Annotated in this window: 14 protein-coding genes; 9 read left to right on the forward strand and 5 right to left on the reverse strand. The window is 60.7% G+C overall.

Annotated elements, in window-relative coordinates:
• Window positions 1-262 precede the first annotated feature (262 nt).
• From ASD02_RS20760 to ASD02_RS20775, 4 genes are all read right to left on the reverse strand, one after another.
• On the reverse strand, window positions 263-1,213 hold the full coding sequence (locus tag ASD02_RS20760; RefSeq protein WP_057220371.1) for a 1-phosphofructokinase family hexose kinase: 951 nt from the start codon (window positions 1,211-1,213) through the stop codon (window positions 263-265).
• A gap of 20 nt (window positions 1,214-1,233) precedes the next feature.
• The gene (locus ASD02_RS20765; RefSeq protein ID WP_057220256.1) at window positions 1,234-1,914 is read right to left on the reverse strand and encodes a CBS domain-containing protein; all 681 of its coding nucleotides are present in this window, start codon (window positions 1,912-1,914) and stop codon (window positions 1,234-1,236) included.
• A gap of 83 nt (window positions 1,915-1,997) precedes the next feature.
• On the reverse strand, window positions 1,998-2,549 hold the full coding sequence (locus ASD02_RS20770; RefSeq protein ID WP_057220257.1) for an HPF/RaiA family ribosome-associated protein: 552 nt from the start codon (window positions 2,547-2,549) through the stop codon (window positions 1,998-2,000).
• Window positions 2,550-2,678: 129 nt separating this feature from the next.
• Window positions 2,679-3,284 carry a phosphoribosyltransferase family protein gene (locus ASD02_RS20775; RefSeq protein ID WP_347376832.1) on the reverse strand — a complete coding sequence of 202 codons (606 nt, stop codon included), beginning with the start codon at window positions 3,282-3,284 and terminating at the stop codon, window positions 2,679-2,681.
• Window positions 3,285-4,034: 750 nt separating this feature from the next.
• Between ASD02_RS20775 and acsA the strand changes: the two genes are divergently transcribed.
• From acsA to ASD02_RS38370, 7 genes are all read left to right on the forward strand, one after another.
• Window positions 4,035-5,801: an acetate--CoA ligase gene (gene acsA / locus ASD02_RS20790; RefSeq protein WP_057220261.1), complete on the forward strand. Its 1,767-nt coding sequence runs from the start codon at window positions 4,035-4,037 to the stop codon at window positions 5,799-5,801.
• The gene (gene pdhA / locus ASD02_RS20795; protein WP_057220262.1) at window positions 5,785-6,789 is read left to right on the forward strand and encodes a pyruvate dehydrogenase (acetyl-transferring) E1 component subunit alpha; all 1,005 of its coding nucleotides are present in this window, start codon (window positions 5,785-5,787) and stop codon (window positions 6,787-6,789) included. Before acsA ends, pdhA begins: the two co-directional genes overlap by 17 nt.
• The gene (locus tag ASD02_RS20800) at window positions 6,786-7,772 is read left to right on the forward strand and encodes an alpha-ketoacid dehydrogenase subunit beta (protein WP_057220263.1); all 987 of its coding nucleotides are present in this window, start codon (window positions 6,786-6,788) and stop codon (window positions 7,770-7,772) included. Before pdhA ends, ASD02_RS20800 begins: the two co-directional genes overlap by 4 nt.
• A complete protein-coding gene (locus ASD02_RS20805; protein WP_057220264.1) occupies window positions 7,769-8,929 on the forward strand; it encodes a dihydrolipoamide acetyltransferase family protein in 1,161 nt (386 codons plus the stop codon). Before ASD02_RS20800 ends, ASD02_RS20805 begins: the two co-directional genes overlap by 4 nt.
• Window positions 8,926-9,171: an acyl carrier protein gene (locus tag ASD02_RS20810; RefSeq protein WP_057220265.1), complete on the forward strand. Its 246-nt coding sequence runs from the start codon at window positions 8,926-8,928 to the stop codon at window positions 9,169-9,171. Before ASD02_RS20805 ends, ASD02_RS20810 begins: the two co-directional genes overlap by 4 nt.
• 488 nt (window positions 9,172-9,659) lie before the next feature.
• On the forward strand, window positions 9,660-10,181 hold the full coding sequence (locus tag ASD02_RS20815; protein ID WP_057220266.1) for a universal stress protein: 522 nt from the start codon (window positions 9,660-9,662) through the stop codon (window positions 10,179-10,181).
• Window positions 10,182-10,281: 100 nt separating this feature from the next.
• Entirely contained in the window at window positions 10,282-10,467 is a 186-nt protein-coding gene (locus ASD02_RS38370) for a hypothetical protein (RefSeq protein ID WP_057220267.1), read from the forward strand.
• Here ASD02_RS38370 and ASD02_RS20825 read toward each other — a convergent pair.
• Window positions 10,451-12,409 (reverse strand): ABC transporter ATP-binding protein/permease, encoded by a 1,959-nt coding sequence (locus ASD02_RS20825; protein WP_277996363.1) that lies wholly within the window; start codon window positions 12,407-12,409, stop codon window positions 10,451-10,453. The two genes, ASD02_RS38370 and ASD02_RS20825, sit on opposite strands and share 17 nt — an antisense overlap.
• Before the next feature lie 404 nt (window positions 12,410-12,813).
• On the opposite strand from ASD02_RS20825, the gene ASD02_RS40610 reads away from it, so the two are divergent.
• Window positions 12,814-12,936 carry a hypothetical protein gene (locus ASD02_RS40610; RefSeq protein ID WP_347376833.1) on the forward strand — a complete coding sequence of 41 codons (123 nt, stop codon included), beginning with the start codon at window positions 12,814-12,816 and terminating at the stop codon, window positions 12,934-12,936.
• Window positions 12,923-13,087: a hypothetical protein gene (locus ASD02_RS40615; protein WP_337797705.1), complete on the forward strand. Its 165-nt coding sequence runs from the start codon at window positions 12,923-12,925 to the stop codon at window positions 13,085-13,087. The genes ASD02_RS40610 and ASD02_RS40615 overlap by 14 nt, the downstream gene beginning before the upstream one ends.
• Window positions 13,088-13,204 lie beyond the last annotated feature (117 nt).

Raw genomic sequence — 13,204 nt, forward strand, 5'->3', positions numbered from 1 at the left:
CTTTGCAAGCCCTCGCCATCGCAGGCGAAGGCCGCTGCTTCGCTTCCAGGTTCCAAAGATCTGCTCGCTCCGGCCACGCATGCGGTCGATCGGGCGGTTCCAGGCCTCAAGGCGCGCTCGTGCTTCAGCCTCATCGTGACCCCATACCGGTGGCGACAATACGAAGGATCCCGCCCTTTGCCCGCACGGCGGTCGGACGGAGTGCCCAGAGTAGCTGCAGCCCCGATCGCAAACAGCCGCCGTGCTGCGGACCAAAATGCAATCATACGACGGACCTCGTTGATGACACGGTTGGCGGTTCTGCCTCCTTGTAAATCGCGAATACATCCTCCCGTTGGCATAGCTCGGTTCCGGGTGCCATGACGGCGGCCGCGCCCGCGGCAACGCCAAATCGGAACGCTTCTTCGATTGATCTGCCTTCTGTCAAGAACCAGACCAGCGCACCGACACAGCTGTCGCCGGCCCCCACAGTGGACTTGGCCACGACGTGCTTCGACGGCACGCGTAAAGTGCCGAAAGCTCCAGCCAACAGTGCGCCCTCGCGGCCCATGGTGACTGCAACGAACTCGGCCGCACCATCCCTCACCAAAGCTGATGCGGCTTGCGCAACGCCATTCTCATCCAGACGTCGTCCGGCCAGTGTTTCCAGCTCCTCGATGCTCGGCTTGATGAGGAAAACCGGTGCCTTGCCCAAGGTGCTCCGCAATGTCGCCCCCGGGCAATCAAGGATGAACTTGGCACCGGTTCTCGCGGCGATGCGGGCCATTTCAGCATAGACGTCCTCGGGAGCGTTGCGCGGCAGGCTCCCGCTGACCACGACGAAATCGCCTCTGAAGCTTCCGATGATTGCGAGCGCCTCCGCGATCTCGCCCGGAGTGACTTCCGGCCCTTCCGGAACAAAGCGATATTCCAATCCAGTTTCCTCTTCCCGCACCATGAAAGCAATACGCGTCGGTCCCGCTATCCGCACGGCGTGAAGTCGGATCGAAGATGTTGCAAGAGCATCTTTGAGCATCGCTCCACTCGCGCCCCCGGTCAGGATGAGCAGCTCCGGTTGGCCGCCGAGTTCGGCGATGACACGTGCGACGTTGACTCCGCCGCCGCCTGGTCGCTGCCGTTCGTTATGGGTGCGGATCTTGACGGTCGGACGCACTCGCTCAACTTGGCTAGAAACGTCGATGGTTGGATTGAGAGCCACTGCGAGGACGGACATGGTCAACTCCACCTCGTTTCTCAAGGTCGTTCCGATAAGCTCGAAGAGATGCCAACACGCAGCTTATTCGTGACGCACCCAACGCCGCTGACGGCTTCTGCGGCGACGCGGGCCGCCTCGCGCTTGGCCTCACTTTCAACCTCGCCAAATAGCGAAACTGTGCCGTCCTCGACCGTTACGTCGATTGCATCTTTGCTGAGTCCAACGTCGGAAGAGAGCCTCGCAAGGACAGCACACCGCAGGGACTGATCGCCCGCAGCCGTCACTTCGGGGACTGCCGCAGCGATCGCCTGCAGGATATCGCTGCGGCTGACGATGCCCACTATCGCGCCGGCACGCACGACGGGGACACGTTTGATGTCATGGGCTGTCATCACCGCAGCAATACGATCTATCGAGGTGTCTTCAGCGACCGTCACGACGCCTGGGGTCATGACATCGCCGACACGCCAGCTATGCCCCTTGATGAAGATATCCGGGTCTTTTACGCGCCTACTCTCGGTGCCCCGCCACGCGGCAGGTCCCAACTCAGCGCGCCGCAACAGATCTCCCTCGGACAGAATGCCGACAAGGTTTCCATTGTCGTCGGGCACGGGCAGGCCGCTAACATGGTTCTCTAGCATCAGGCACGCGGCATGCTTGACGCTATGGTCGGGACTTAGGGTTAACACCTTCCTGGTCATGATATCCGCGGCTTGCATCTGAATTTCCTCCTGAAAATGTAGTTCCACGACCGCTGGATGCCGGCGCGAGCTTGCCCGTACATCCGGAGCGAGCGTCCCAGTCAGACGATCGTCACCGCGGAGGCAAAGGGACCTTTCTCGCCTTCGTGCTCGGCAAAACGCACTTCCATCCCAGTTTTCAACTGCATCCACTGGTCGCCGGAGGCCATGCTTTCGCGGCGGAAGAAGAATTCACGGCCATCCGCTGCGGCGATGAAACCGAAGCCTTCCTCGGGCACGAGGCGCGCAACCTCGCCATGCAGCCTCTCCGGATGCGACTTAACGCGGTAACCGCTCATTTCGCGCACGACATCCTCAAGCTGCCGTTGCGCGGCATTGAAACTGTCGCGGATCGCCACACGCACATCTTCATGGGCGTGGTCTTCCTCGTGTTCGTGCCCAACGACGATCTCGCGTCCAGGCACGGTGACGTTGACACGGACATGGTAGACAAAGCCCTTTCGACCGTGACGATGGGGCGCCTCGATTACCACGTTGCAGGAGGTGATCCTTTTGTGAAAACGCTGAAGCCGCGCGATCTGCTCGCGCACCGCAACCTCCACGGAAGCGGATGGTTCCATTCCGCGAAACCGAATTTGTGGCGTGATTTGCATTGTCCTGCTCACATCGATTGATTCAACCACGATAAACCTGCCCACAATTCGAGCGACGCTGCATTGACCCCGCGCAACGACAAGCCCTCTTTGAGGCCGCCCAGAGCGTTGACAGCGCTCGGTGATAACTCAAAGAAGGTGCCCGGAGAGCAGGCGTGTGACGTCGTCATCGGTCAATTGTTCGAAATCTCGATAGAAATAGCCGATGGCACCGAACATTCTCGGCTGAAGAAGGCTTACGACTTCGTCCGCCTCCTTCTGCAGCTCAGCGACCGCGTTTGGCGGGGCGACCGGAACGGCGACGACTATTTTTGCCGGCTTTCGAGCCCTGAGCCCAGCTATAGCGGCCCGCACAGTCGCTCCGGTTGCTATCCCGTCATCGACAATGATCGCAATGCGTCCGGAAATTTCCTCACAAGGGCGGTCAGCGAAATACAACTGCCGCCGGCGCTCGATCTCGGCGAGCTGTCTTTGGCAGATCGCGTCGAATTCAGCCTCGGATATGCCGGAGAAGCGGATCGTTTCCTCATTGCGCACGACCATCGGCTGGCTGCCGTCGATCACCGCCCCCATTGCCAGTTCTGGGTACCAGGGCACCCCGATCTTGCGCACGAGCAGCAAGTCGAGCGGCGCGCCGAGATGAATTGCGACCTCAGCCGCGACAGGAACGCCTCCACGCGGAAGTGCGAGAACGACGACGTCCTGGCCGCGATAGGGGTCAAGCGCAATTGCCAATTGCTTTCCCGCCTCAGAACGATTCGAGAAGCGCACGGGCCCACCTCCTTTCCTGTTCGTCGTCGCGCTGACGACAATAGGCGTCGAAGCAAGCCGCAATTGTCGAAATAACTGCGTCGAGCGCTCCCGGTTCCGAGAAGAGATGGGTGGCGCCCGGGACGGTATGCAGCTTCTTCGGCCCGCCCAGCATCGCCAGCGCCGATCGGTTCAATCCGAGTACATCATGATCGCGCCTCCAACAATGAGGAGCGTCGGCGTCGTGACTGCTTCGGCCGCCGCACGCCCGCCCCCTGGCACCACCGCAGATACTTGGTCTCCAAGTCCCCGCCGGCGAAACGCCTCGGCGATATAGACATTACGCGGACTGGAACGACTGCCATGAGCGAAGATGATGACGCCGCGCGAATTAGGCGGAACACGAAGACTGCCCGGCAGCCCGTACGGCGGCATCTCGACGTCGATTACGTCGGATCGATCCGCACGCATTTGCTCAGTTCTCGATGTCATGTTTAGCCTGCCGGAGAAACGACACAAGTCATTCAGTCTCTCACAAGGCGGCTGGTCCGCTTTGATCCGGCTCAATTGGTGTGGGAATTCAGCACACCTGCCGGTCCGTAGAGGCAGCCCAAGAAGCCAATCCGCGCCTGCAGGCCCGTAATCGTGTGTAGCAAGCCGCGCCGCGCCATTATCTTTGACCATGATCAATGTCGCCGGCCTTCATACCGGCCATTCTGTCCGAAGGAGGCGCCCATGGCGACGATCATCGACAGGAAGTCAGACGATAACGAAGGAGCAGCGGCGAACCTAGCCGATTATGAAACCTCGCGCCGTGGTTTCGTCTGGCCGCAACCGCAGGAAGCCTTCGGTGCACAGCCGGACGGACCGGGCTGCTTCAACATTGCTTACGAAGCGGCTGATCGGCATGTCGCCTCCGGGCGCGGCACGCGCATTGCCCTGCGCTCGATTTCCGCAGAAGGCCCCGTAACGACGTTGACCTATGCGCAGCTTTCGGAAGACAGCGCCCGTTTTGCCAATGCGCTCGCCGCTCTCGGTATCAAGCCGGGCGAGCGCGTGTTTACGCTGCTCGGCCGCGTCCCGGCGCTCTACATCGCCGCCCTGGGAACATGGAAGAGAGGCGCCGTGTTCAGCCCCCTATTCTCCGCATTCGGCCCGGAGCCGATCAAGGCGCGTATGCAGATAGCTGAGGCAAGAGCCCTCGTCACCACCGCACGGCTGTACGACAGGAAGGTTAAGCCCGTATTGGCAGACCTGCCGAGTCTGAAGACAATCATCTTGGTCGGCGGCGGTGAAGGCGGAACAAGTTTCGATACGGTGCTCGGCGCACAGCCGAAAACCTGCAGGATCTCGCCGACCCGTGCGGATGATCTCGCCGTCATTCACTTCACCAGCGGCACCACCGGCCGGCCCAAAGGGGCGATGCACGTGCATGGCGCTGCCGTCGCCCATAAGCTGACGGCAGCATATGCCTTAGATCTAAAGCCCGATGATATCTTTTGGACTACTGCCGATCCTGGTTGGGTGACGGGCACCTCCTACGGGATCATCGCACCGCTGTTGATCGGCTGCACACTCGTCTCAGACGAAGAGGAGTTCGACGCGGAAAGGTGGTACGCCAACCTCGAACGCGAAAAAGTAACTGTTTGGTACACCGCCCCGACGGCGATCCGCATGCTCATGAAGGCCGGAGACGATCTGCCAGGACAGTACGATCTCCACCACTTGCGCCTAATCGCCAGCGTCGGCGAGCCACTCAACCCACAGGCAGTCATCTGGGGCCGCGATGTCCTCCGGCGACCGATCCACGACAATTGGTGGCAGACAGAGACCGGTGGAATCATGATTTCCAACTTTCTCACCATGCCGATCAGACCAGGCTCGATGGGCCGGCCGGTTCCTGGGATCGAAGCTGCTGTGGTGAAGCGCGGGACTTCCGGCGTTCTGGTTTTTATCGAAGAGGCGGGAGAACAGGGCGAGCTTGCATTGAAAGTCGGCTGGCCTTCGATGTTCACCGGCTACTTGAAGGAGGAAGAACGCTATCGCAAATGCTTCGCGGACGGCTGGTATTTGACGGGCGACCTCGTCAAGCGCGATGTCGACGGATATTATTGGTTCGTGGGGCGTGCCGACGACGTCATAAAATCGGCCGGGCATCTGATCGGACCCTTCGAGGTCGAAAGCGCGATACTGGAGCACCCCGCCGTGGCAGAGGCCGGGGTAATCGGCATACCGGACCCGGTTGCGATGGAGGTGGTCAAGGCGTTCGTCTCGCTACGGGCCGGCTATTCGCCGGACGAGGCGCTACGCAAGGATCTGCTCGCCCATGCCCGAAGGCGACTCGGGCCGGCTGTTGCGCCCAGGTTTATAGAGTTCTGCGACAGCCTACCGAAGACCCGTTCCGGAAAGGTCATGAGGCGGCTCCTGAAGGCCCGGGAACTCGGCCTGCCCGAGGGCGATACCTCCATGCTTGAGGTGGAGAAAAATGCGGAACATCGCTGACGATCGAGTCCACCTGACCCGCGAGCATGCCTTCGAGCTGCTGCGTCAGATGACGCGCATTCGCCGTTTCGAAGAGAAGTGCGCCGAACTCTATTCCCAGGAAAAAATTCGTGGCTTCCTGCATCTCTATATCGGCGAGGAGGCAAACGCCGTCGGCGTGATCTCTGCACTAACTGAAGACGAGGCGATCGTCGCGACCTATCGGGAGCATGGTCATGCCTTGGTTCGCGGCCTCCCGATGAACGAGGTGATGGCCGAAATGTTCGGCAAGGCGACCGGCTCCAGCAGAGGACGCGGCGGCTCCATGCACATCTTTTCCGCCCGCCATCGCTTTTTTGGCGGCAATGCGATCGTCGCGGCCGGTCTTCCGCTCGCCGTCGGTCTTGCGCTTGCCGACAAGATGCAAGGGCTTGAAAGAGCGACCTGCTGCTTTTTCGGGGAAGGCGCGACTGCCGAAGGAGAGTTCCACGAGTCCTTGAACCTTGCCGCGCTCTGGCACTTGCCGGTGCTATTCGTCTGCGAAAACAACCTCTACGCAATGGGCACCGCACTTGACCGGTCCCAGTCCAATCCATCGATCAGCGCGCGTGCTGCAGTCTATGGCATCGAGTCGGAAGCGGTCGACGGAATGAATATTGTTGACGTCGAAGCCGCGGCGCGGCGCGCCGTGCATGCCGTCCGCCGCGGCGAAGGTCCGCGCTTCATCGAAGCCAAGACCTATCGCTTCCGCGCTCACTCGATGTTCGATCCTGAGCTCTATCGCGAGAAGGCCGAAATAGAGGCATGGAAGAAGCGCGATCCTGTTTCGCTGTTCGCCGACTGGGCAGTCTCGGCCGGCATTATTCACACAGACGATCGGCAGGAGATCGAAGCAGAGGTTGCGCAAGAAATCGATGCGGCCATCACGTTCGCAGAAACGGCGGACTGGGAACCGGTCGAAAACCTCACACTGGAGGTCGTTGCGCCAAGCTCGGAGGCGTCACGATGACGACCCGCCGCTTAAGCTATCGCGAGGCCGTTCGCGAAGCACTGCGCGAGGCTTTGACGAGGGACAAACGAGTCTTTCTGATGGGCGAGGACGTCAACCGCTATGGGGGTGCCTATGCCTGCTCGCTCGGTCTGCCGGCGGAATTCGGCGACGAGCGCATTCGCGATGCGCCACTGTCGGAAGCGGCTTTCGTTGGAGCGGGCATCGGCGCCGCACTCGGTGGAATGCGGCCAATCGTCGAAATCATGACCATCAATTTCAGCCTGCTGGCGCTCGACCAGATCGTCAATAGCGCCGCCACGCTGCGGCATATGTCCGGCGGACAATTCTCCGTGCCGATCGTCATTCGCATGGCAACCGGCGCGGGGCGCCAGCTTGCGGCGCAGCACTCTCATAGCCTGGAGGGCTGGTACTGCCATATTCCCGGCATCCGGGTTCTGGCGCCAGCGACGGTCGCGGACGCCCGGGGGATGCTCTGGCCCGCTCTTCAGGACCCGGACCCTGTCGTTATCATGGAGCACGCCACGCTTTACAATGATGAAGACGACCTCCCGGCCGAAGGAGACATGTCGGTCGACATCACCAAGGCGGCGAAGCGACGCGAGGGCTCCGATGTGACCATCGTCGCTCACAGCGCCTGCGTCAAAAAGGCGGCGAGCGCAGCCGAGACACTCGCGGGCGAAGGCATCGATTGCGAGGTGATCGACCTTAGAATCTTACGTCCTCTCGACGACGCCACAATCATTGCATCCGTCAAGAAGACGCACCGTGCCGTGGTTGTCGATGAGGCCTGGCGCAGCGGCAGTCTTGCGGCAGAGATTTCCAGCCGGATCACGGAGCAGGCCTTCTACGATCTCGACGCTCCGGTCGAACGGGTCTGCAGCGCCGAGGTGCCGATCCCCTATCCCAAGCACCTTGAACAGGCGGCAATCCCCCAGCCACAGTCAATCGCCGCAGCAGTCAGGAAGGTCCTGCGGCGATGATCGAGTTCAAGATGCCGTCACTGGGGGCCGATATGGAGGCCGGCACGCTCGTCGAGTGGTTCAAGCAGCCGGGCGACCGCGTCCAGCGCGGCGATATCATTGCGCTCGTCGAAACGCAGAAAGGCGCCATCGAGATCGAGGTTTTCAACGAGGGTCTGATCGGCGAGCAGCGCGTTGAGCCGGGGCAGAAGGTCCCCGTAGGCACGGTGCTCGCAACCATCATCGGCGACGAGGAGAAAACACCCCCTGCTCCTGCTGAAGAGAAAACAGCGTCGAGGCGGCCGATCGGACGGCCCGCTGCAGCTGCCCCGGGAGTGTCGGCTCTGGTCAGGATCACTCCCGCAGCACGCCGCCGCGCCGCGGTTCTTGGCATATCACTGGAGAGCGTGTCGCCTGGCGCCGACGGTATCATTGGGCTCGCGCAGCTACCGGCCGCCCATCAGCGCGCAACAACAACGACAGAGGTCCGCCACGGCGACCTACCCGGCCTCAACCTCGATGCAATGCGCAAGGCGATTAGCGCTGCCATGGTCCGATCCCATCGCGATATTCCGCACTACTGGGTCGCCCACGCGGTCGACGCCACACCCTTGTTCGACTGGCTTGAAACGCAGAACGCGCTTCGCCCGATCGAAAGACGGCTCCTCTACGTCGCTCCGTTGATGAAGGCGGTCGCGCTCGCGCTCAAGGAAGTTTCGGTACTCAACGGCCACTATGAGGAAGGGGTCTTTCGGCCATCACCGGCGGTCCACATGGGGCTCGCAACCTCCTTGCGCGGCGGCGGTCTGATCGCACCGGCGATCCGCGACACGGAGGCAAAAAGTATCGATGAATTGATGAGCGCGATTGCCGATCTTGTGCCTCGCGCCAGGATCGGCCGGCTGCGGAGTTCCGAAATGGCGGACGGCACCGTCACCCTGAGCAACCTCGGCGAGGGCAATGCCGACAGCGTCTTTCCACTCATCTACCCTCCCCAAGTGGCGATTGTCGGCTGCGGCGCGGCAAGCCCTCGCCCTTGGGCCGTCGGCAACGTCGTCGCTGTCCGTCGGATGATCAAGGTGACGGTGGCGGGTGATCACAGGGTCAGCCACGGCCGGCATGCGGGGCAGTTCCTCACCCGCCTTTCCGAGCTCCTTTCACACCCGGAGGCCCTATGATCGACACCGAACTGGCCGACCTCGTCAAGAGCTGCCTCTACACAGTCGCTCCGGATATTGAAGGCGAACCGATTGATCCGGAAAAGTCGTTCCGCGCGCAATTCGAGATCGACTCGATGGACTTTCTGAACTTCGTCATCGGCCTCCACAAGGCTACGGGCGTCGAAATTCTCGAACGGGATTATCCGAGCCTGCAAACACTCTCTGGCGCGGTTGCTTTTCTGCGCCAAAGGTCGCCGTGACGCGCAAAATGCAGGCGCCATCATTCGGTTCAGGGAAAATCATACCGAGCCTTGCGCGTCTGAAAAACGCGCGGCGCTTTGGAAAGAGCGCAGGCTTTCCATGCAGCGGGGTGGCGGTTTGTTGCAGTGGCGTCGAGCAAGCGGATCAGACGCGCCTCCCCTTGCGGTCCCATCGACCTCGGAGACTTTCTCACGCGGTAGGGAGAAACTCATCGCTGACTTGACGCTATGTTGATCTCGTGAATGCCTACCTTCGCATCTCCGAGCGGGGACGATTTCATCTTCGATGGTTACGGTCGATACTCAGCCGTTGGTCGCCGGCACCGGAGCGATTTCCAGTGCGGCGCCGAGCCGCGCCCCCGCCTTGACCGGTGTCAGACTCGAGGCGTCACGGCCCAAACTGTGACAGGTCGCGGTGGCACTTTTGACGAGCGTCAATGCGTTGCCGCCAAAATTGTCCGAGACTTTGCTGAAATGGAGGAAGTGGTATGGCCAAGCATATTCTTGTCGCAACCGATGGATCCGACAAAGCTCGCGAAGCCGTGACGATGGCTGCGAACCTAGCCAAAGCGCTCGGAACAAGACTCACGATCCTTCACGTCATCTTGCACGGGCTGAGGGCAGAAGAAGCGAGCCGCCTCGCCCAGGCGGAACATCTCGTGCGCCGTGTATCAGCCGTGACGATGCCGCAGTTGGGGCGCGTTCCTGGTTCGATGGACGAGTTATTCCGTGCCTCGCAAGGCGACACCGGATTGATGCTCTCGGTGTTCGGCGACCGCATCGCCGAGGACGCCGCCGAAAGTGCCCGAAGCATCGGCGCCGGTGACGTGGATACGCGCGTTGAGCCTGGCGACTATGCTGAGACAATTCTCGCTGTTGCGAAGGAAATCGATGCGGACATGATCGTCGTTGGCAGCCGGGGGCTTGGGCGGTTGAGAGGCATGCTGGTGGGCAGCGTGTCACAAAAGATCATTCAGCATGCACATTGTTCCGTGCTGATAGTACGCTGAACATCGCCCAACGCCAGGGCCCAGGAGCTGGGACGGCATGACCCCATAGCAGTTGTTTCGCCGAGCGACCTGACGGCAGACTCATCAAGAGTTTGAGATCATGACCGCAACCGCGCTTTTCACCGTTCTCTATGAACTGACGATGCTGGACGCCCATCATTCTTTGGGAATGGCCGGCATTGCCGTCTTCAGCCTGTTCGTGCGAAAGCTCCCTCCAGAAAGAAGTTTCCTGTCGCCTGCGGGATCGAGTTGCGTAAAGAAGCCACCATTCAAGTGCGCGGCCTGACCCGCGCGGGACCGACGGGGCGACTTGTCAGATTGGACAACGAAGTCTTGGTAACAGTGCCGTTGGCAATGACGAGCACACTATCGTAAAACTCTTCGCCACTTGCGGATTTCGGAGGCGTGGCATCGTGCATCACACTGATCACCGTGGCGCCGCGACAATGGTCCCGGATAGCCTGGTGAAGCGCAACCGTCGCCTCGTCGTCTAGGGCGCTGGTTGGCTCGTCCATAAAAATTAGCCCAGGACGCAGCAGAAGAATGCGTGCCAGGACGAGCCTTTGCTTCTGACCGCCAGAAAGGAGCCGATCCCAGCTCTGATGGTCCCGCCCCTCCTCGGCGAGGTCGCTGACGAAACTCGCAAGGCCGGCCGCATTTAGCGCCGCCGCGGCTTGCGCATCCGAATGAGCTTCAGCAGCATCGGGTAGGCACATCAGTGCCTTCAACGACAATTGCGGCAGGTGAATTTCTTGCGCAGCATAGAGTGTTCGCACGTTCCGCGGCATCACGACCGTGCCGCGCCCATGCGGCCAGAGACCGTTTATGGCTTTGATCAAGGACGACTTGCCGCTCCCCGATTCGCCAACGAGAAGGGTCCATTCGCCAGACTTGAAGTGCAGATTTCCTGCAGTGACGAAGGGTTGATCATCGCCGGGGTGCATGAGTTCAAGATGCTGGATCGTCAAGCCGAACTGTGCGTCTTGCTCCTCATAATGCAACTCGGATTGGCCCGTACGAGCATGGAACTCGCGCGGTTGCTGTGCATCTTCGATCGCTTTTGCAAGCTGGGTAATGCGGGTTGCGTTTGCCTTGAGTCTTGCTATGTCCGGCATGACGTGTATGAACCACGAGCAATCGTTGATGATTGCGTTGGCCAGCTCGGCGCCGGTAACGTAGGCCTGTAAGCTGATCCTGTTTTCGACGTACGGGAGCAGTCCGGGCGCGTAGGCGACGATGCGCGAGCCGAAGAAGTTGTAGACAAGCTCGAAACCCATATAGATCGCGGTCAAGATGTTGAGGTTCGCCCAGGTACGGTTGACGTTGACGTAGCGCCGCCGGTGGAGGCTTCTTTGCGCTTTCTCCCCTTTGGCGGCAGCGACGTGGAAGCTCCGATGGAGGAGCGTCGCCAGCTCGCGACGGTAGCTGCCCTCCGCCGATTGCATGCTGACGTCTAACCTTTGCTGGATTTCTCCAAGCTTCGCTGCCAGCAGAGTGCTCATGGGGACGTAGGCGACGACGGCAGCAACGGTCAGACAGGCGCTGCCGTAACTACCGAGGAACTCCAATCCGCTGACCTCCGTCGAGGTCTCGATAATCTTGCCGCCGACAAAGAACAGCGACAGGACCACGCCGGCGACACCCATGGCGAGGCCGATGGCGCCGCCGGTCATCCCCTTGATCGACTCTTGGATGCGTTGGTCGATGTTGTCAGGGACTGCAGCCTTTGTCGGAACGGCCTCCGCAGCACCTTGCTGCAGGTGAAAATGCGTGTGGTTGCTATCAAGCAGCGCGTCGTTGAAGCGTCGGTCGAGCCACGCGCGCCACTTGCGATGCAACGTCGTCGAGAAGAAATGGCGGAAAGCAGTGAAACCGACTTCCCTGACCACGACGATCGTGGCCAGGCTTGCCGCGCTCTCCAGAATTTTCTGGAGCGTCGTCGGGTTTTCTGGATGGTGAAGAAAGGCGATCGCGCTCACAAGTTCGCCCGACGCTTCCGCAAACCAGACACTGGCAATTGCCGATAGGGCGGTCAGCACAACAATGATCGCTGCCAGGCCCCAAGCCTCCTGCCACTGGTCGGAACGCCAATAGGCGAACATCAGTCCCCAGAAGCTCTGCATCGAGGAGACAGAGGTTGAATGCGGCTGCTCGCCCCACTTGCGGCTCGACCAAATCAAGGCCTCCTCCCGAGCCTCACGACTAGCGATTTGCTGAAATATGTTCACGCACAGCGAAACTCCTTTATTGTGTACCACGTAAGTCGAGCGAGTTCTTGATGCGGCTCAATCAGAGGCGATGGTTATTTGGATGGCATCCTCGCCGGGCAAGATCTTTCCCAATGCGGACACCTTGACTGCCGGCGCGACCAGTTCGCGGCGTTAACGCGCTGTAACCCGCCGCTCGTGCGGCAAGACCAAGCGCAAGTCATGAAATACGTTCGCGCGACATTTCCCCGGAAACGCCGTTCAATCCGCAGCTTTGCACTTCGTACGCAATTCAAGCGGCACTTGCCGCGAGATGCCCGTCAACGGGCCAGGCTGTTGGAGAACACGAGGACTGCTGACTACGAGATGCCAGCCGCGTCCCGAACATCCTCGCCTGGCGAGCCTCCATCACCGAGCCGAACAAGATTCAGGTCAAGGTGCGGAAAGGCATGGTCACTTTCAGCGGCATGGTCGACTGCCATTTCCAACGGTCGGTGGCGGAGAACTCGGTACGGGAACTCTTCGGCGTGAAGGGTGCATGCCCCTGAGATCAAGCACGGCATCGACGAGGTGCTCAAACGCAATCCCGAGATCGAGGCAGAGAATATCGAGGTGGATGTTTCCGACAGTGCAAAGTTTGCGGGCGCGGGTGGTCGCGGAAGGAGCCGCCTGGTCGGCGTCTGGGGTGACCGCCGTTGAGGACCGATTGGGCGTGATCGCCCCCGAGGGACGCCTGGGTCCAGAGGACTCGGTAGGTGCGCCAAGACGCTCCCACAATGCCTCTTGCAAGCGAAGAGCTGTCATAGAGACTGTTGA

Origin of the sequence: Ensifer sp. Root1252 (genome assembly GCF_001425885.1) — a bacterium.
Lineage (GTDB): Bacteria > Pseudomonadota > Alphaproteobacteria > Rhizobiales > Rhizobiaceae > Ensifer > Ensifer canadensis.